The organism is Actinophytocola sp. KF-1, from assembly GCF_054661535.1.
This window is the reverse complement of the sequence record NZ_BAAFVK010000022.1, coordinates 1-18,338: the sequence shown is the minus strand read 5'-3', so window position 1 is coordinate 18,338 and position 18,338 is coordinate 1. Positions and strand designations below refer to the sequence as shown.

Sequence of the window (18,338 nt, the reverse complement as noted above, 5' to 3'; positions counted from 1 at the left end):
AAAGAGTGTGGCAACGATCCCACATGGAATCGTTGCCACACGCTAGGACGACGTACGACCTCCGTCAAGGGTGTGCCGGTAAGTCCCCCACACCCGCGCGACCTCGGCCAGATCCTCACCGGTCAGCGCCTCGCCGGAGAGGTCGATCCGGTCGGCGTAGTAGAGGGCCGGCACGCCGAGTTCTGCCTGGATGTCGAGGTAGGCACGCCATTCCGCGCGGTCCGGCAGGCACCAGCCGTCGCTGTCGACCGGCATGCCCGGCAGCGCGGCGGTGACGACCGAGGCGCGGTACCGCATGTGCGGCACGACCGGGCCGTCCGGGTCGATCGCGTCGAGCATGCGGATGTCGTTGAGCCGGATCATGTCCGTGACGTCCGCGAACGCCGGGTTCGGGGTGTGCGTCACGATCAGCGCACCGGGTTTGACCGACTTCGCCGTGTCGTACACCAGCCTCAGCAGGTGGTGCAGCAGCGCGGCGCCCCACCTCCGTCCGGCGTGCCGCAGGGCGGTCCCGCTCGGGGTCTTCGCGAGGAAGTCGACCTTGAGACCGTCCGCGTCGAGGTCGCCAAGCATGTGCGTGACGGCGTCGACCACGGTCTTCTCGCCCAGTGGGTGCTCGGGGTCGAGGGCGACGGGCGTGCCGTCCGGCAGGGTCACGCACGCCTCCGGTGGCGCGCCGTCGTGGTCCCACGCCTTCCACCACAGCAGGACGCGGCGGTCCTCGGCGTGCTGCTTGGCGATCCAGCCGCGCAGGTCGGGCCACTTGTGCTCGTCGGCGCGGCTGGTGGCGTAGTGCGCGGCCCACTTGTCGTCGACGACGACCGTGCCGGGGACGACGTCGTGGCGGGCGAGGTGGGTGAGGAAGCGGTCGTAGTTCTCCTGCGTCGACTCGTCCTGGGTCGTGCCGGGGAGTGCGCTCTGCGCGCCCCAGCCGCAGAAGATGGGTTCGAGCCAGTGCCGGTGCACCTGCGCAGGGACCGGCGGTGCGATGGCCCGCTCCCGCAGCAGGTCGCTGTGGGCGCGGATCGCCGCCTGCGGGGTGTCGTGGCCGAACTGGATCACCAGCGTGGGCGTGGTGAACTCGCCGTCGACACGGGTGTGGCCCTCGTAGTCGAGGCGCAGCGTGAAGCCGTCGGTGCCCGCCGCGTAGTGGAACGACGTGAAGGTCTGCTCCGCGATCGGCGCGGCGAGGCCCATGGCGGCCCAGCGGCCGTCGCGGGCGACCGCGTAGCACCAGGGCGCCGGGCAGAACAGCCAGCGGCCGACGCCGGGCTCCGCGCCGTCGCCGGTGACGGCGATGACGGCGGGTTCGACGGCCGGGCGCAGCACGCGGCGCGGGTGGTCGGGGTTGGGTGAGAACACGGTGTCGAGCGCGGATCCGCTGGGCAGGAAACCCGCCGGCGGGCGGTGGCCGCCGAGCAGGTGGGCGGTGAGGAGGTCGCCACGGCCGCGCACGGTGGTGGTGATCTCCAGGCGGTCTGGGTGTTTCTCGAGGACGGTGACGCGTTCTTCCCAGCGGGAACTGGTCGCCCGTACGGTGATCCGGTTGTCGTCCTCGGTGGTGGTGAGACCGAGGGTCTCGTCCGGGCCGTGCAGTGTGTCCAGTGAGGACAGCAGGCGGAGCTGGAACCACAGTACGCCGTCGTGTGCCACGCTCACGACCGCGCGCTTCGCGTTGAGCGTCACCTTCATCGGACGTCCACCAGTGCCTCCGCGTGCTGGCCGAAACGGGTCGCGCCGACCGTCAGGTCCGCGCCGATGCGTGCCCGCCGGCGGGGCGTCTCCTCCGGGGTGACGACGAACTCGAACGTCTCCGTCGCGCGGCCGGGCACCTCGGCGGTGGCCGACGGCGGGTCGGCCCGCCAGCCGTCCGGCACGACGAGGGCGATCGTCACGTCGTCGGCGTCGGCGAACGGGTTGCGGGCCTCGACCTCGACCGCGAACGGCACGCCGGCGCCGGTCGTGACCTGGTAGGGCCGCAGCCACGCGCCGACGCCCTCCGCGTCGAAGTCCACGTCGGACAGTGGCAGGAGCTCGCGGTGGATGCGGGCCAGTTCGGCGCCCTTCTCCTCCAGGTGGTCGAGGTAGGCGTCGTCGACGCGGCGGGGTTCCCAGTGCCCGCTGATCATCAGGTCGGGCGCCAGTTTCCGGTACAGGGCGGCGCTCTTGGTGAAGTCGTCGATGCGGAACCGGTTCTTGTACTGCAGGTTCAGCACCTCGGCCCGCTCCCCCGGCCGCCAGGTGGTGGACTGCTGGTCACCGGTCGCGACCACCCGCTGACCGTCCACCTCGAACGCGATGGCCACCGCGTACATGGTGTGGCCGGGCAGCGGGTACATGGTCAGCTCGTACTCGTGCCACCGCACCGGTCTGCCGGTCGCGACGATCCGGTCGACCGGGATCGGGTCGTACCACAGGCACGGCAGGTCGTAGCGGGCCGGCGTGGTCAGCACGTCCGCGACCGTTTCGGCGGACCACACCCGCGTGCCCTCGACCTCGCGCAGCAGGTTGAACCCCGCCACGTGGTCGTCGTGGTAGTGCGTGGGGATCGCGACCTCGACCCGCTCGACGCCGAAGTCCCTTTTCAACGGCCCCAGCGAAGGCAGCCACGGCCGCCGCGACGACCGGTCGTCGCCGGTCGGCAGGTTGACGATCATGTCGAGGCCGAAGTCGATCAGCAGTGCCGCGCCGGTGTCCGAGCGCAGCACGTAGCTGGTCGCGAAGCTGGTGGTGTTGCGCAGCAGGTGCGGGGTCAGTTCCTCGAACGGGTGCTCCCACTGGCCACGCGCGTGCCACGGCTTGTCGTGGCGGGAGTCGTGGTACGCGAGGAGGCGGCGTTCCAGCAGGTCGAACGCCGCCCGCGGGTCGTCGATCGGGTCGCCGTGCGAGGGCAGCACGAGGTCCGGGCGTCTGGCACCCAGTTCGTAGAGCGACAGCACCGTCGACTTGACGCCCTCGAGCGCGGTGTACGACCACTGGGTCGCGGCGAGCGACCACACCTTGCCCGCGCTGTGGATCAGGTCGCCGGTGAACGCGAGCCGCCTGCCGTCGACGTCCACCAGGTAGGACACCGAGCCCAGGGTGTGGCCGGGGGTCGGGACCGTCGTGATGTCGAAGCCGCCGAACCGGCGCGTGCGGTACTCGGGGACCGTGCCCGTCACCGGGACCGGTTCCAGCAGGGAGAACCGGTCCTGGCGCAGGTCGTAGTAGTTGCGGAGGGGGCGTTGCTGCCAGTGCGCGTCGACCTCGTCGAACAGGTCGCGCTCGACGGGCGGCACCCAGATCCGCGCGCCGTGCGCGACCGCCCGGTGCAGGCCCTGCACCTGGTCGCGGTGGTGGTGCGTGACGAGCACGTCGGTGACCCGGTCGGCGCCGAAGTCGGCGAGGTGGTCGAGCACCGCGCCGTCCCCGAAGTCGATCAGGACCGCGTCGCGGTCACGGACGAGGACGTAGACGTTGCAGGTGTCGCGGAACAGGTGGACACCGTCGGCCGGCCGCATGTGTGGCAACGTTGCCACACGCGGTCAGGAACCGTCCAGCACCGCCGTGACGAACACGTCCAGCACACCGTCGCCGACCAGGACGCCCTTCTTGTGGTGTGGCCGCCGGTCGTCGCGGACGTTCGCCGCCGCGGCGGCGAGGCGCCGGACGTGGTCGTGCCCGGTGCCGTGCGTGATGACCGGGACCAGCGCGGCGAGGGCCTCACCCCACAGCCGGGCCGAGGTGAGCCACGCGTCGGCCTCGACGGCGAACCGCGCGTCGGCGGCGGCGACCAGGTCCGGCATGGCGATCAGCCGGCCCGCGAGGTCGGTGAGCCGGGTCAGCGCGGTGTCCTGGTCGCCACGGTCGAGGTCGGCGCGGATCTGCGCGAGCACGGCCGCGTGCCGGGGCGCCTGGTCGTGGTGGAGGCGCTCGTCGCGGGTGTTGAGGTCGGCGAACGCGGTCAGGGCGGCTGCCACGTCGGCACGGCCGTCGCCCATCGCGGCGAGCGCTCGCCGGTGCGCGGCGGCGGCGTCGAACCCCGTGTCGTCCCAGCCGTACTCGGCGAACGCGCGCAAGGCGACGGTGCTCATCGCGACCTGGTTGGCCGGATTGGACAGCACGCCCTCGACGTGCGCGGAGAGCCCGTTGTCGCGGCCGTCGTACGGGCCGAGGGGGACCCGGCCGGGGCAGTAGTCGTTGACCGGGTAGTTGTCCCACACGAGGATCGGGTGCCCGAACAGCTCGCGCGCCTGCCGCGCCTCGTCGACGGTGATGGTCGCGGGGACGACGTCGTGGCCGGTCCACCAGACGGCGGTGTCGGGGGCGAGCAGGTCGCGGATCTCCTTCTTGTAGCGGGTTTCCTCGAGCCCGTGATATTCGGTGGGCACGAACTGCACCGGGACGCCCGCCCACTCGCGGACGCGGTTGACGAGCCACGCGTGCGCGGCGCCGAGGTGCCCGTGCTCGGTCTCGTCGCGGGGGTCGTGCCAGAGCCGCGGATCGATGTCGTCGAGCGCGACGCAGAAGTGCTCGCAGCCGAGGTCGCGCACAGCGGCGAACTTGGCGAGCAGGGCGTCGAGATCGGCCCGCTCGCTGTACCGAATGGACAGTCCAGGTGAGACGGTGAAGACGAACCTGACGTGGTTGGCGTTCGCCCGGTTCACCAGCTCGGCGAGGCGGGCCAGCTCGTCGGGCGGGTAGGCCGCACGCCAGCGGTCGCGGTGGTAGGGGTCGTCCTTGGGGGCGTAGACGTAGGTGTTCATGCGGTGGGCGCCGAGGAAGTCGAGGTGGGCGAGACGTTCCCGGTGCGTCCAGGGGGTGCCGTAGAAGCCCTCGATCGACCCGCGCCAGGCCATCGCGGGCCGGTCCTCGACGGTGACCGCGGGCAGGCCGTCGGCGAGCAACCGGGCGAAGACGTTGGCGGCGTGGAAGGTTCCCGCGGGGTCGGCGCCTTCGAGCAGGACCTCGCCCGGACGGGTGACCACCCGGTACTCCTCCGGTGCGCCTGCCCTGCGCGCGAAGCGGATCGTGAGGTCGGGGGCGGGCGCGTCGGTCCGGTACACCCCTGCTCGGTGGAGCGCCGACCGGACGACTGCTTCCGCCGCACGGTCGGTCACCCCGTCGAGGGCGACCGTGCCGTGGCGGAATGGAACACTGCCACCGTGGTGGATGAGCCGTCGTGGCGGCGGAATGATCGAACCCATGCGTCCTTACGGTAGTTGTCCACAGGTGCATCGGTTGTCCACAGCCAAGATCGACTTCCGTCCCCCTGTCGGTGGTCACCGGTAGACTGGACAGCGGGGTGCCCCCGGGAGTGGTGGGGGCTGCCCGTATGTACTGGGGCCGCGGTTTTCTTTCGGTTTTCCCAGGTCAGCGATGTCCCGGGTTTTGTGGTTGACCTTGTTGTGGGGTTTCCCTCCGGGGGGTCCTCGCCGGACGGGCTGGTCTCCGGGATGGCGGCGGGTCGGGCACGGGGCTGGGTTGGCAAGGACTGCTGTTGAGTGGTGGTGCCTGCCATCCCGTCGACCTCCCACGGGCTATCACACCGCGTCAAGGGGGCCCGGCGGCTTTGGCATGTGGGCGCTTTGGGCTTCGGGCCCCCTTGACCCGGTGTGATCGGGCTTCGCCAGGTCGACGGGATGGCAGGCACCCCATAGTGGGTGATGGGGCTTCGCCCGCTTCGCGGGGTCCGTGCGCTGCGCGCCCGGCATGCAGGGCTCCTCGCTGGACGGGCAAGGCTCCGGGAGTCCGGGCAGCAGTCCGTTGTGTGGTGCGGTGGGGCGTCAGGTCTTCCCCACTGTCATGGCCACAGTTGGGTTGCGCGGTGTGCTGGTAGCCATGCGTCGCGGTAGGCGTTGCGGACCGGTTCCGGCAGGCCGCCGATGATCGCCAACGCCGTGTCGTCTGCCGTGCCGTCCAGTAGCCACGGCAGGATGCGCGAGACGTCCGCGCCGTAGCGTGTGGTGTGTGCGCCGCCGAACGCGGCGATGTCCGCTTCCGTGACCGTGGCCTCGACCAGGGCGAGCGCCTCCTTCTCCTCGTGGGCGAGGTGTGCGGTCAGTTCGAACGCGAGCGCGTCGGTGAGGTCGCCTACCCGGTCGAGCCGTGTCTCGTCGGTCAGTGCCTCGTCGATCGCGGCCAGCAGGGGGTCGATGCGGGCGTGCTCGTCCTCCATCGCGGCCAGCAGGGCCAGGTCGTCGGGGCGGTCGGCCAGTGCTGCGCGCATGGGTGGCCACAGCGCCTCGTCCTCGGCGACGTGGTGGGTGAGCAGCGCCTTCTTGAACAGTTCCCAGCCCGCGGCGGTGCGCAGGAGTGGTGTGCGCTTCGCCGCGGACTTCGCGAGCAGGCCCAGGTCGCGGCGCAGCGCGTCGTGCATCACGTACATCATCGTCATGTCGGGCACGGTCTTCCCCTTCCGAAGTGGTCACGGCCATGACGAACGCCACGGCGCCGATGTGACCGGCGCTGGTCACATCGGTCGCGTCCGGTTCGTCAGTGCGGTAGGACCACCACGGAGGACTGATGGACGACAACGACTGGCTCGCCGAGCGGTTCGAGGGGCACCGCGGCCACCTGCGCGCGGTGGCGTACCGCATGCTGGGCTCGCTCACCGAGGCCGACGACGCCGTGCAGGAAGCGTGGCTGCGACTGTCCAGAACGGACACCAGCGACGTCGAGAACCTCGGCGGCTGGCTCACGACCGTCGTGGGCCGGGTGTGCCTCGACATGCTGCGGTCACGGCGGGCACGCCGGGAGGAACCCGCCGGGCCGCACCTGCCGGACCCCGTGGTCGGGCGCGCCGACGGGTTCGACCCCGAGCACCAGGCGCTGCTCGCGAACTCCGTCGGGCTCGCCCTGCTGGTCGTGCTGGACACGCTCGACCCCGCCGAGCGGCTCGCGTTCGTGCTGCACGACATGTTCGGACTGCCCTTCGACGAGATCGCGCCGATCATCGGCCGCTCCAACGCCGCCACCCGGCAGCTCGCGAGCCGCGCCCGGCGGCGCGTCCAGGGCGCGCCGACCACGCCCGACCCCGACCTGTCCCGGCAGCGCGTGGTGGTCGACGCCTTCTTCGCCGCCGCGCGTGGCGGTGACTTCGACCGGCTCGTCGCCGTGCTCGACCCGGACGTCGTGCTGCGGACCGACGGCGGTGTCCTGCCGGCAGGCGCGATGCGGACCGTGCGCGGCGCCGAGGCCGTGGCCGGGCAGGCGCTGCTGTTCCGGCGGTCGGGCGCGGCCGTGGCCGGCGAGCCCGCGCTGGTCAACGGGGCGGCCGGCATGGTCGTCCGGCGCGACGGGAAACCGCAGGTCGTGTTCGGTTTCACGGTGGTCGGTGGCCGGATCGTCGAGATCGACGTCCTCGCCGACCCGGATCGGGTGGCCGCGCTCGTACTGGAATGACCACCGCCGCGAAGGGGTACCCGGTGCGCCGGACCGGAAGGAGGCGCACAGATGAACACCGGTGAGCTGCGCCGGGTGCTGGCGCACCAGGGCCCGTTCGCCACCGTCCACCTGGACGGGTCGCACGACACCGAGAACGCCGCACGGGAGCAGGAGCTGCGCTGGCGTGCCGCGCGCGGGGAGCTGGCCGAGAAGGGCGCCGACGAGCAGACGCTCGCCGCGCTCGACGAGGCCGTGCGCACGTCCCCGCCCGCCGAGGGTCGCGTCGGCAGGCTGCTGATCGCCGCGGGCGGCGAGGTGCTGCTCGACCGCACGCTCGCGGGCCCGCCGCCCGCTCCCGTCACCCGCGTCGGCTCGTGCCCGTACCTGCTGCCGCTCGTCGCACTCGACGCCGGCCAGGTGCCGCACGTCGCCGCGCTCGTCGACAAGACCGGCGCCGACGTCCGCGCTGTCGACACCGATGGGGTGGTGCGGACCGAGCACACCACGGAGGGTGAGGACCACCCGGTGCACAAGGTCCGCGGTGGCGGCTGGTCGCACCTGCGCATCCAGCACAACGTCGAGGAGACCGTGCACCGCAACGTCCGCAAGGTCGCCGAGGAGCTGACCAGGCTGGTCGACGAGGTCGGCGCCCGGCTGCTGGTCGTCGCGGGCGAGCAGGCCGTGGTCGCGGAGCTGGCGGACGAGCTGCCGCCGCGCTGCCGCGAGATCCTGGCCGAGCCGTCGGGCCGCCGCGAGAACGACGGCGGCGACTTCGACCGGATCGTCGCGAGCCTCGCCGCCGAGCGGTCGCGGGCCGAGCAGGACGCCGTCGTCGAGGAGTTCCGCGCCGCGCTGGCCGCCGACCGCGGCCTCGCCGTGCAGGGGCTCGCCGAGACGACCGCCGCGCTGCGGGAAGGCAACGCTGCCGCCGTCGTGTTCGGCGACGACCAGGCGCTGCACGACACGGTCGTGTGGACCAGCGCGGAACCGAGGACCGTGGCGCTCAACGAGGACGAGCTGCGTGCCGTCGGCGCCCGGCAGGTCGACCAGGCACCCGCCGACGAGGCACTGCCGGTCGCCGCGTTGCTGGTGGGCGCCGAGCTGGTGAGCGCCGCCGACGTGCGCGGCGAACCGGTGCCCGTGCGCGACGGCGTCGGGGTGCTGCTGCGGCACCGGCCATGAGCGAGGACCGGCTGACCGAGTACCGGTCGAAGCGCGACACCGCGGCGTCCGGCGAGCCCGCCGGGCGCCGCGGACGTGACGAGGACCTCGAGTGAACGCGCCGAAGGCGATGCTCGCGACGCTCACCGACCGGCGGTTCTCGTCGGCGAGCTGGCTGTTCGAGCGCAAGCTGGACGGTGTGCGCGCACTGTCCGAACGCGACGGTGGCGCGGTGCGCCTGTGGTCCCGCAACGAGAAGCGCATCGACGGCAGCTTCCCGGAACTGGCGGAGGCGCTGGCCGAGTACGGCGGCCCGGAGTTCGTGGCGGACGGGGAGATCGTCGCGTTCGACGGCGCGCAGACCAGCTTTTCCGCGCTGCAGCCCCGTATCCACCTGACGGACCCGAAACGGATCGCGGCGACCGGGGTGCGGGTGTACTACTACCTGTTCGACCTGCTGTCGTACGGGGGTGAGAACCTGCGCGGCACGCCGTTGCGGGAGCGCAAGCGCGTCCTGCGGAAGGCGTTCACGTTCACCGATCCGCTGCGCCTGTCCGCACACCGGGACACGGAGGGCGAAGCGTACTTCGCGGAGGCGTGCGGGCGCGGCTGGGAGGGCGTGATCGCGAAGCGGGCGGACTCGCTGTACCAGCCGGGCCGGTCGGCGGACTGGCTGAAGTTCAAGTGCGTGCGGGACCAGGAGTTCGTGGTCGGCGGGTTCACCGACCCGAAGGGTTCGCGGGCGGGGTTCGGCGCACTGCTCGTCGGCTACTACGACGGTGACCGGTTGCGGTACGCGGGCAAGGTCGGCACCGGCTACGACCGGACGGCGTTGGTGTCGCTGCGGGAGCGGATGCGGGGGCTGGAGGTCGACCGGAGCCCGTTCGCGGAGCGGGTGCGGGAGCCGGACGTGCACTGGGTCGCGCCGGAGCTGGTGGCGCAGATCGGGTTCACGGAGTGGACGACCGACGGACGGCTGCGCCACCCGCGGTTCACGGGGCTGCGCAACGACAAGTCGCCGACCGACGTGGTACGGGAGGGGCCGTGAAACTGTCCAATCTCGACAAGGAGTTCTTCCCGGACGCCGGGTTGTCCAAAGGGGACGTCATCGAGCACTACCGCCGGGTGGCGGAGGAGATGCTGCCGCACCTGCGGGGCCGCCCACTGACGATGCGCCGCTACCCGGACGGCATCGAGGGCGGCGGGTTCTTCCAGAAGGACGCGTCGGACCACTTCCCCGACTGGGTGCGGGTGGTGGAGGTCCCCCAGCGCCAGGGCGGCACGATCCACCACGTCGTGTGCGACGACGAGGACACGCTGGTGTACCTGGCCAACCAGGCGACCATCGAGTTCCACGTCTGGCTGTCCACTGTGGAGGACCTGGAACACCCGGACCTGCTGGTGATCGACATCGACCCGCCATCGGGGGTGCCGGTACGCACACTCCGCGACGTCGCGCGCCGGCTGGCCGCGGTGTACCGGGAGGTGGGGCTGACGCCGTACGTGCAGGCGACCGGCGGGCGTGGGTTCCACGTGGTGGCGCCGCTGGACCGCAGCGCGGACTGGGAGGAGACGCGTGCGCTGTCGATGGCACTGGCGGACCACGTCGCGGCGGAGGACCCGGACCTGCTGACGACCGCACAACGCAAGAACAAGCGCGGTGACCGGATCTTCCTGGATGTCAACCGGAATGCGTACGGGCAGACGTTCGTGGCACCGTTCACGCTGCGGGCACGCCCGCAGGCCGGCGTGGCGATCCCGATCACGTGGGACGAACTGAGCCGGGTCGAACCGGACGGGTTCACCCCCGACCGGATCCGGAGGCGCCGCAAGAAGGACCCGTGGGCCGACATGTCCAACGACGCGGCATCAGCCACCACGGCACTAAAGGCACTGACCCGCGGTTGAGAAGTTGTCCACAACCGCCCGAGTTATCCACAGCCACCCCCTTCCACCCCGAAATCGTCGGTGGTCCCCGGTAGACTGGCATGGCGGGTGGCCCCCGGGATCGGGTGGGGGTTGCCATCGCGCGCGCGAGCGGTGGGAGCAGACCCAGGACGCCGCCCCCAGCATGGGGAATCCCGAGCCCGGAATGAGGATCCCGACTCCGGAATGAGGATCCCGACTCCGGAATGAGGACGCCGATCCCGGCGTGCCGGGCGCTGCGCGCCCGGCACCGCGAAGCCGGGGCGAAGCCCCATAACCCCGTGAGGGGTGCCTGCCATCCCGTCGACCTGGCGAAGCCCGATCACACCGGGTCAAGGGGCCCGGAAGCATGAAGCAACCCCGTGCCCAAGCCTCCCGGGCCCCTTGACGCGGTGTGATAGCCCGTGGGAGGTCGACGGGATGGCAGGCACCACCACGGACACCAGTCCTTGCCAACCCAGCCCCGTGCAAGACCCGCCGCCATCCCGGAGACCAGCCCGTCCGGCGAGGACCCCCCGGAGGGAAAACCCACGCAACGCACACCGACAAGCCCAGAACGACGGAACCCTGCGGCATCGGGTGGGACATGAGTCAAGTACCGGGCAGCCAGGCCGCGTTCGCGTGCGAAGTGCCGTCAACGCGCCTCTCGCGGCGCGGGTCTGTCCTCCCCGTAGCGCGCCAGTACCCGGGCCCGCAGACCCGGATCCGACCGAGGAACGGGTTCGAGGAAGATCTCGTCCAGGTCCGGGTACCGCTCCGCCAGTTCCCCGGCGATGCGGACGCACGCCACCTCCAGGTCCGCCGCCGTGAGGTCGTCGACGAAGTCGAGGCGGGCGCACATCAGGATGCGATCCGTCCCGGTCACCATGGTCAGCAGGTCCACGACCACCTCGACCTCCGGCGCGGCGTTCAGCCACTCGCGGGCGCCGCGGACGATCGCGGGGTCCGCCTGGCGGCCGATCAGCAACCCCAGGTTCGTCCGCCCCAGGAGGTACGCGACCCCCGCGAGCAGGACGCCGATGAGCACCGACGCCAGCCCGTCCCACAGGGAATCGCCGGTGACGTCGTGGAGGGCCAGGCCGCCGAAGGCCAGCAGGATGCCCGCCAGCGCGGCACTGTCCTCGTAGAACACCGTCTTGACCGTGGGGTCGTCGATCAGCGACAGGTACTGCCGCACGGTCCGTCCTTCGGCCGCTGCCTCCGACCGGAGTTGGCGCACCGCCCGCAGCCACGACACACCTTCGAGGACGAACGCCAGTGCCAGCACGAGGTACCCGACAATCGGGCTGGTCTGTTCCTCCGGCTCGCCGAACACGGTGCGGAAGCCCTCGTAGAACGCGAACAGGGCACCGGACGTGAAGATCGACACCGCCGCCATGAGCGACCAGAAGTACCGTTCCTTCCCGTACCCGAACGGGTGGGCGCGGTCCGCCGGCTTGGTCGATCTGCGCAGCGCGGTCAGCAGCAGGCCCTCGGTCAACGTGTCCGCCACCGAGTGCGCCGCCTCCGCGAGCATCGCCGCCGAGCCCGTGATGATGCCCGCTATCAGCTTCAGTACGGCGATTGCGAAGTTTGCGCCCAGTGCCACCAGCACGGTGAGCGTGCTCTCGGACTTCTCTTCGGCCACGGCTCGACACTAGAACCTCGGCGTCAGCCCGGCAGCGCGTCGAGCACCGCCTTCGTGAACTCCGCCGTCGACGCGGTGCCGCCCAGGTCCCTCGTGCGGACCGGCGAGTTCGCCAGCACGTCGGTGAGCGCGGCCATCACCGACGCCGCCGCCTCCGGGTGGCCGAGGTGGTCGAGCATCATCGCCGCCGACCAGATCGCGCCCAGCGGGTTCGCCACGCCCCGGCCGGCGATGTCGGGCGCGGAACCGTGTACCGGCTCGAACATCGACGGGAACTCGCGCGTCGGGTCGATGTTGCCCGCCGGGGCGATGCCGATGCTGCCCGCCACCGCGGCCGCCAGGTCGGACAGGATGTCGCCGAACAGGTTCGAGCCGACGATCACGTCGAACCGCGACGGGTCCAGCACGATCTTGGCGACCAGCGCGTCGATGTGCTCCTGCCGCCACTCGACGCCGGGGTGCCGCACACCGGCTTCGGCGACCAGTTCGTCCCAGAACGGCATCGTGTGCACGATCCCGTTCGACTTCGTCGCCGACGTGACGTGCCCGCGGCGCGTCGCCGCCAGCTCGAACGCGTAGTCCAGGATCCGGGTGACCCCCGGCCGGGTGAAGATCGCCTCCTGCACGGCCATCTCGTCGGGGAAGCCGCGGTTGAACCGGCCGCCGACCTCCGAGTACTCGCCCTCGACGTTCTCCCGCACGACCACGAAGTCCATGCCCGGCTCCGCGCCGCGGACGGGAGTCGGCACGCCCTCGAACACCATGATCGGCCGCAGGTTCACGTACTGCCGGAACTGCCGCCGGATCGGGATCAGCAGCCCCCACAGCGACACGTGGTCCGGCACGCCCGGCCAGCCGACCGCACCGAGCAGGATCGCGTCGTGGTGGCGGACGCGGTCCAGCCCGTCGGCGGGCATCATCGCGCCCTCGGCCAGGTACCGGGCACACGACCAGTCGAACTCGTCGTAGCTGAACGTGACGCCGTGGCGGGCGCCCACACGATCGAGGACGGCTCGGGCGGGCGGCAGCACCTCGGCGCCGATGCCGTCGCCGGGGATGAGGGCGATGCGGTGGTCGGTCATGACCCATGAGTCAAACGGACGCGGGGCGGCCGGGGCCAAGACCGGCTCCCTGTCGGACTGATAGGCGGTGCCTATCGAGGCAGGAATGCGGCGGCGGCCGGGCTCAGGCGGCCCTCCCGGTGCACCAGGCACACCCGCAGCACCTCGTCGCTCGCCAGGTCGCGCACCACCGCGCCGGCCACCCTGGCCATCTCGCGCCACGACTCGCTGAGCACCGCGACCCCGACCCGCGCCAGCACGAGCGGCAGCACCGCCTCCCGGTGCTCGATCTCCACCGCGATCCGCGACCCCCGCGCCCGGCGGAGGATGTCGTCGGCGACGCGCCGCATGCCGGTGCCCGGCTGGCCGACGATCAACCGCTGGCCCCGGAGCGCCTCCGGGGGTACCGGCTCGCCCGCGGGCAGGTCCGCCTCGGTGCCCGCGACCAGCACGAACGCCTGCGTCTCCAGCTGGTGCACGGCGAGCCCCGCCAGGTCGGGACCGAGGTGCGGCGTGCCGAGCACGCCCAGCTCCGCGGTGCCCGAGCGGATCGCCGCGATCACCTCCGGCGGTGTGGCCGCGGCCCGCACCGCCACCTCGACCAGCGGGTACTCGGCGCGGAACCGGCTGATCATCGCCGCGAGCGGGCTCACCGCCTGCGACGGCATGGACGAGATCACCAGCCGTCCCGCCCGCAGCCCGTGCACCGCCTCGACGGTCGCGCGGGCCAGCTCGACCCCGCGCAGCACCTCCCGCGCCGGGTCGATCAGCCGTTCCCCGGCCGGGGTGAGCACGAGCCTGCGGCCGGTGCGGTGGAACAACTCGGTGCCCAGATCGCGTTCGAGCGCCCGCAGCGCCTGCGACACGGACGGCTGCGCCACGAACAGCTCCTGCGCGGCCCGGTGCACGCTCCCGTGGTCGACGATCGCGAGGAAGTACTGCAGCTGGCGCACGTCCATACACCGAGGCTATGGGCGAACCGCCGTCTAGGACATACTGCACCGCGTGGCGCGGGTGTCGGTGCCGGAACTCATCGGGCGGCGAGCCGAGCTCACCGCCCTCACCGCCTGTGAGTCCACTTCGGACATCCGGATGGTGCTGGTCGACGGGGACGCGGGCGTCGGCAAGACGCGGCTGGTCCGCGCGTTCGCCGAGCAGACCGGCGCGACCGTGCTGACCGGCGGCTGCCTGCAGTTCGAGGCGGACATCCCGTACGCGCCGTTCGTCGAGGCGCTCCCCCACCTGTTCACCGGTGCGGGCGGCCCCGCGGCGGGTGACCGGGCCGCCGAGTACCGCAGGATCGCCGACGCGATCCGCGCCGCGGGCGAGCGGGTCGTGCTGGTGGTCGAGGACCTGCACTGGGCCGACGCCGCCACCCGTGACCTGCTGTTGTTCCTGCAACGGGCGCTCGCGAGCGCACCCGTGCTGATCATCGTCACCTGCCGGGCCGACGAGGTGCCCGCCCACCACCCGGTCGCGGCGCTCGTCGCGGAGCTGTCCCGGTCCCGGCACACCACCCGGCTCCACCTGCCGCCGCTGGACCGCGAGGGGGTGGCGGCGCTCGCGGCGGGCATCCTCGGCGCGCCGCCGCCGACCGAGCTGGTCGACACGCTCGTGGCCCGCGCCGAGGGCAACCCGTTCTTCACCGAGGAGCTGCTCGCCGAGGGCAACACGGTGCCGAGGACGGTCCGCGAGATCATCGTGACCCGGATGGCCCGGCTGTCCGCGCCCGCGCAGCGGCTGGCGCGGCTCGCGTCCGTGGTCGGCAGGACCGTGCCGCACGACCTGCTGGCCGCGCTGGTGCCTGCCGACGACCTGGACGCGGCCGTCCGCGACCTGATCGACCACGGCCAGCTGGTGATCGTCGAACCGGACGCCTACGCGTTCCGGCACGCGCTCATCCAGGAGGCGCTGTACCGGGAGCTGCTGCCCGGTGAGCGGCGGCAGGCGCACGCGGCCGTCGCGCGCGGCCTCACGGCCCGTCCCGAGCTGGCTCGCTCGCACGCGGCCGAGCTGGCGCACCACTGGGACGCGGCGGGTGCGGCGGAACCGGCGCTGGCCGCGGCGGTGGTCGCCGCCGCCGGCGCGTCCGACGGGCACGCCCCCGCGGCCGCGCACGCGCACTACGAACGGGCGCTGCGCCGGTGGCCGGACGTCGCCGACCCCGAGTCGGTGACCGGCATCGACCACGACCAGCTCCTCGAACGGGCCGCCGAGGCCGCGAGCCTCGCCGGGCACAACCAGCGCGCCGTGGAGCTGACACAGCAGCGGCTGGCCGACCTGCGCGACCCGGAACGGATCGCGCACGCCTACGAGCAGCTGTCCTACCAGGCCCGCAGCGTCGGCAACTGGGAGCTGGCGCGGCACGCGAGCGCCGAGACCGTGCGGCTGCTGCCGGACGGCTCGCCCGCGCGGCTGCGGGTCGAGTCGTGGCAGATGATGCTGGCCATGCTGGGTGCGCGGCACCTGGACGCGGTGCGGCACGGCGAGCGGATCCTGCCGCTGGCCCCCGAGGGCCCGGACGACGACCTCGTGCCGCGCAACCGCGCACTCACCGCGCTCGGCACCGCGCACGTCATGCTCGGGCACGTCGACGAGGGCGTCGGGTACCTGGCGCGGCACCGCGAGTTCGGGGCGCGTACCGGGGTGCCCCGGTTCGTGGGTGTCGGGTACGTGAACACGGCCGAGAGCCTGATCTGGGCGGACCGGCAGACCGAGGCGCTGGCGCTGGCCCGCGACGGCGTCGAACGGGCGAGCGAGCTGGGGTTCGCGATCTACCTGCTGCCGATCGTGGGCAACGCCGTGCGTGCGCTCGCCGAGCTGGGCCGGTGGGACGAGGCGCTCGACACCGCGGCCGACCCGGACGACCCGGCCGCGGACCCGTTCAACTGGATCTTCGTGGACCTGCCGCGCGCGGAGGTCCTCCTGCGCCGAGGTGAGCCTGCGGCCGCCGCCGCGCTGCTGGCCAGGGCGGGCGCCGTGCTGGACGGGCAGGACGACGCTCAGTACGGCACCGAGCTCGCGCACCTGCGGGCCCGTCTGGCGGGTGAGGAAGGCAGGCACGCCGACGGTCTGGCCGCGGTCCGGACGGGTCTGGAGACGGCGTTGGCCGCGCAGGACATGTGGCTGGTCGCCCGGCTCGTGGCGACGGGCGTGTGGCTCGCCATGGCCACCGGGGACACCGCCACGGCCGACGAGCTGCTGTCCGCGGGCCGTGAGCACCGCACGTCCCTCGAGGCGCGGGGCGCGGTGGCGTTGCCGCGCACGCTGCGTGCCGTGGCGCTGGCCGAGGCGGAACGCGCGGGCCCGGACCCGGCGGCGTGGGCCGCGGTGGACGGTGGCCCGGAGGTGTACCTGACCGCGTACGCCCGGTTCCGCGAGGCCGAGGCCCTGTTGTCCGCCAAGGGTTCCCGCGTGCGGGCGGCCGAACTGCTGGCGGCCGCCGCCGCGACGGCGGCCGAGCTGTCCGCGGCACCGCTGGCCGACCGGATCGCGGCGCTGGCCGGGCGGGCGCGGCTGGTCCCGTCGGGCGCGGCGCCCGCGCTGGGGCTGACCGCGCGCGAGGCGGAGATCTTCGCGCTGGTGGGGCAGGGGAAGACGAACGCGGAGATCGCGGCGGAGTTGTTCATCAGCACGAAGACGGCGAGCGTGCACGTCTCCAACATCCTGCGGAAGCTCGGGGTGAAGAGCAGGATCCAGGCGGCCGCACTGGCACACAGACAGGAGCACGCGTAGGTGGAGCAGAACTGGGCCGGCAACATCACCTACCGGGCGCGTGAGGTCGTGCGGCCGCGGTCGGTCGACGCGCTGCGGGAACTGGTGGCGGACCGGGAGCGGGTGCGTGCGCTGGGGTCGCGGCACTCGTTCAACGACCTGGCGGACGGGCCGGGCACGCTGGTGTCGCTGGAGGAGCTGCCGGACGAGATCGTCGTGACCGGCGACCAGGTGTCGGTGCCCGCGGGTGTCCGGTACGGGGTGCTGGCGGAGTTCCTGGCCGGGCGCGGGCTCGCGCTGGCGAACATGGCGTCGCTGCCGCACATCTCCGTGGCGGGCGCGATCGCGACCGGCACGCACGGCTCCGGCGACGGCAACGGCTGCCTGTCCACGGCGGTGGCCGGGCTCGAACTGGTGACCGCGTCGGGCGGGCTGCGCACGTTGTGGCGCGGCGACCCGGAGTTCGCGGGCAGCGTCGTGGCGCTCGGCGCGCTGGGCGTGGTGACCAGGGTGACGCTGGACGTCCGGCCCGCTTACGAGGTGCGGCAACAAGTGTGGGTGGACGTGCCGTGGGCGTCGGTGACCGGGGAGCTGGACGCGTTGTTCGCGTGCGGGTACAGCGTCAGCGTGTTCACCGACTGGACCGGGCCCGCGCAGGTGTGGGTGAAGAGCACGGGACCCGCGTCCCTGCCGTTCGAGGCGACGCCCGCGCCGGGCCCGGTGCACATGCTGGCGGGCGAGCCGGTGGCGGCGGTGACCGAGCAGGGCGGTGTGCCCGGCCCGTGGCTGGACCGGTTGCCGCACTTCAGGCTGGGCCACAAGCCGAGCGCGGGCGCCGAGCTGCAGAGCGAGTACCTGCTGCCCAGGGACGCGGCGGTGACGGCGCTGACGCGGCTGCGGGAGATGGCGCCGCGGATCTCGCCACTGCTGCAGATCACGGAACTGCGCACGGTGGCGGCGGACCGCCTGTGGCTGTCCCCGGCGTACGACCGGGACGTACTGGCGATCCACTTCACGTGGAAGCTGGACGTCCCGGGCGTCACAGCGCTGCTACCGGACCTGGAAGCGGCCCTGCTCCCCCTGGGCGCCCGCCCCCACTGGGGAAAGCTGTTCCACACAAGGAAAACCAGCACCCTCTACCCGAGGTGGCCGGACTTCACAGAACTACGCACCCACCACGACCCCGGGAACAAGTTCACCAACACCTACCTGGACAACCTGACCTAACCCCGCGAGTTTCCCGTTCAGGACGCGCGAGTCTCCCGTTCGCGACCCGCGAGTCGCCCGTTCAGGACCCGCGAGTCGCCCGTTCACGACTCCCGAGTTGGCGGTTCGCGAACCGCCGACTCGCCGGTCCCGAAAGGGAGAGGGTTATTCAGAAGTGTTGATCTTGTAGACAGCGCAACAGCCCCGCCTGGCTAGGATCGTTTTCCTTCCACAGAAGACGAACGACCAGGGTGGGGCTGTTGCGGTACGAGTCTACG

General features: G+C 72.3%; 13 protein-coding genes. 6 read left to right on the top strand and 7 right to left on the bottom strand.

All coding sequences use genetic code 11. The features are described 5' to 3' along the window. Nucleotides 1–42 precede the first annotated feature (42 nt). From ACYQ77_RS42540 to ACYQ77_RS42525, 4 genes are all read right to left on the bottom strand, one after another. Complete coding sequence (locus tag ACYQ77_RS42540; RefSeq protein ID WP_459722961.1) at nucleotides 43–1,692, bottom strand: alpha-galactosidase; 1,650 nt, start codon at nucleotides 1,690–1,692, stop codon at nucleotides 43–45. After that, entirely contained in the window at nucleotides 1,689–3,500 is a 1,812-nt protein-coding gene (locus tag ACYQ77_RS42535) for an MBL fold metallo-hydrolase (protein WP_459722959.1), read from the bottom strand. Before ACYQ77_RS42535 ends, ACYQ77_RS42540 begins: the two co-directional genes overlap by 4 nt. A 24-nt stretch (nucleotides 3,501–3,524) precedes the next feature. Next, complete coding sequence (locus ACYQ77_RS42530; protein WP_459722957.1) at nucleotides 3,525–5,186, bottom strand: protein O-GlcNAcase; 1,662 nt, start codon at nucleotides 5,184–5,186, stop codon at nucleotides 3,525–3,527. 596 nt (nucleotides 5,187–5,782) lie between these two features. Beyond that, nucleotides 5,783–6,376, bottom strand: a complete 594-nt coding sequence (locus ACYQ77_RS42525) for a hemerythrin domain-containing protein (RefSeq protein ID WP_459723069.1) — start codon at nucleotides 6,374–6,376, stop codon at nucleotides 5,783–5,785. A 128-nt stretch (nucleotides 6,377–6,504) separates the two neighbouring features. Between ACYQ77_RS42525 and sigJ the strand changes: the two genes are divergently transcribed. The 4 genes from sigJ (at nucleotide 6,505) to ligD (ACYQ77_RS42505) (ending at nucleotide 10,434) form a co-directional block, all read left to right on the top strand. Next, nucleotides 6,505–7,383 (top strand): RNA polymerase sigma factor SigJ, encoded by an 879-nt coding sequence (gene sigJ, locus ACYQ77_RS42520; protein ID WP_459722954.1) that lies wholly within the window; start codon nucleotides 6,505–6,507, stop codon nucleotides 7,381–7,383. 51 nt (nucleotides 7,384–7,434) lie between these two features. Continuing rightward, nucleotides 7,435–8,547, top strand: a complete 1,113-nt coding sequence (locus tag ACYQ77_RS42515) for an Rv2629 family ribosome hibernation factor (protein ID WP_459722952.1) — start codon at nucleotides 7,435–7,437, stop codon at nucleotides 8,545–8,547. Nucleotides 8,548–8,656: 109 nt separating this feature from the next. Continuing rightward, a complete protein-coding gene (ligD, locus tag ACYQ77_RS42510) occupies nucleotides 8,657–9,574 on the top strand; it encodes a non-homologous end-joining DNA ligase (protein WP_459723067.1) in 918 nt (305 codons plus the stop codon). Next, nucleotides 9,571–10,434 carry a non-homologous end-joining DNA ligase gene (ligD, locus tag ACYQ77_RS42505; protein ID WP_459722949.1) on the top strand — a complete coding sequence of 288 codons (864 nt, stop codon included), beginning with the start codon at nucleotides 9,571–9,573 and terminating at the stop codon, nucleotides 10,432–10,434. Before ligD (ACYQ77_RS42510) ends, ligD (ACYQ77_RS42505) begins: the two co-directional genes overlap by 4 nt. A 652-nt stretch (nucleotides 10,435–11,086) precedes the next feature. Here ligD (ACYQ77_RS42505) and ACYQ77_RS42500 read toward each other — a convergent pair. The 3 genes from ACYQ77_RS42500 to ACYQ77_RS42490 all read right to left on the bottom strand — a co-directional run bounded on the left by ACYQ77_RS42500 (nucleotide 11,087) and on the right by ACYQ77_RS42490 (nucleotide 14,099). Next, a complete protein-coding gene (locus ACYQ77_RS42500; protein WP_459722947.1) occupies nucleotides 11,087–12,079 on the bottom strand; it encodes a cation diffusion facilitator family transporter in 993 nt (330 codons plus the stop codon). 23 nt (nucleotides 12,080–12,102) lie between these two features. Next, the gene (locus tag ACYQ77_RS42495) at nucleotides 12,103–13,161 is read right to left on the bottom strand and encodes a tartrate dehydrogenase (RefSeq protein WP_459722944.1); all 1,059 of its coding nucleotides are present in this window, start codon (nucleotides 13,159–13,161) and stop codon (nucleotides 12,103–12,105) included. A gap of 71 nt (nucleotides 13,162–13,232) precedes the next feature. Further along, nucleotides 13,233–14,099, bottom strand: a complete 867-nt coding sequence (locus tag ACYQ77_RS42490) for a LysR family transcriptional regulator (RefSeq protein ID WP_459722943.1) — start codon at nucleotides 14,097–14,099, stop codon at nucleotides 13,233–13,235. A gap of 46 nt (nucleotides 14,100–14,145) precedes the next feature. On the opposite strand from ACYQ77_RS42490, the gene ACYQ77_RS42485 reads away from it, so the two are divergent. Together ACYQ77_RS42485 and ACYQ77_RS42480 are read left to right on the top strand one after the other, a co-directional pair. Continuing rightward, nucleotides 14,146–16,875 carry a helix-turn-helix transcriptional regulator gene (locus tag ACYQ77_RS42485; protein WP_459722940.1) on the top strand — a complete coding sequence of 910 codons (2,730 nt, stop codon included), beginning with the start codon at nucleotides 14,146–14,148 and terminating at the stop codon, nucleotides 16,873–16,875. Continuing rightward, complete coding sequence (locus ACYQ77_RS42480) at nucleotides 16,876–18,081, top strand: D-arabinono-1,4-lactone oxidase (RefSeq protein WP_459722938.1); 1,206 nt, start codon at nucleotides 16,876–16,878, stop codon at nucleotides 18,079–18,081. Nucleotides 18,082–18,338 lie beyond the last annotated feature (257 nt).

Excerpts from the sequence above, each read along its gene's own strand:
- ACYQ77_RS42525 (WP_459723069.1), bottom strand. The coding sequence starts at position 6,376 with ATGACGATGATGTACGTGATGCACGACGCGCTGCGCCGCGACCTGGGC.
- ACYQ77_RS42515 (WP_459722952.1), top strand. The coding sequence starts at position 7,435 with ATGAACACCGGTGAGCTGCGCCGGGTGCTGGCGCACCAGGGCCCGTTC.
- ACYQ77_RS42540 (WP_459722961.1), bottom strand. The coding sequence starts at position 1,692 with ATGAAGGTGACGCTCAACGCGAAGCGCGCGGTCGTGAGCGTGGCACAC.
- ACYQ77_RS42490 (WP_459722943.1), bottom strand. The coding sequence starts at position 14,099 with ATGGACGTGCGCCAGCTGCAGTACTTCCTCGCGATCGTCGACCACGGG.
- ACYQ77_RS42495 (WP_459722944.1), bottom strand. The coding sequence starts at position 13,161 with ATGACCGACCACCGCATCGCCCTCATCCCCGGCGACGGCATCGGCGCC.
- ACYQ77_RS42535 (WP_459722959.1), bottom strand. The coding sequence starts at position 3,500 with ATGCGGCCGGCCGACGGTGTCCACCTGTTCCGCGACACCTGCAACGTC.
- ACYQ77_RS42530 (WP_459722957.1), bottom strand. The coding sequence starts at position 5,186 with ATGGGTTCGATCATTCCGCCGCCACGACGGCTCATCCACCACGGTGGC.
- sigJ (WP_459722954.1), top strand. The coding sequence starts at position 6,505 with ATGGACGACAACGACTGGCTCGCCGAGCGGTTCGAGGGGCACCGCGGC.
- ligD (WP_459723067.1), top strand. The coding sequence starts at position 8,657 with ATGCTCGCGACGCTCACCGACCGGCGGTTCTCGTCGGCGAGCTGGCTG.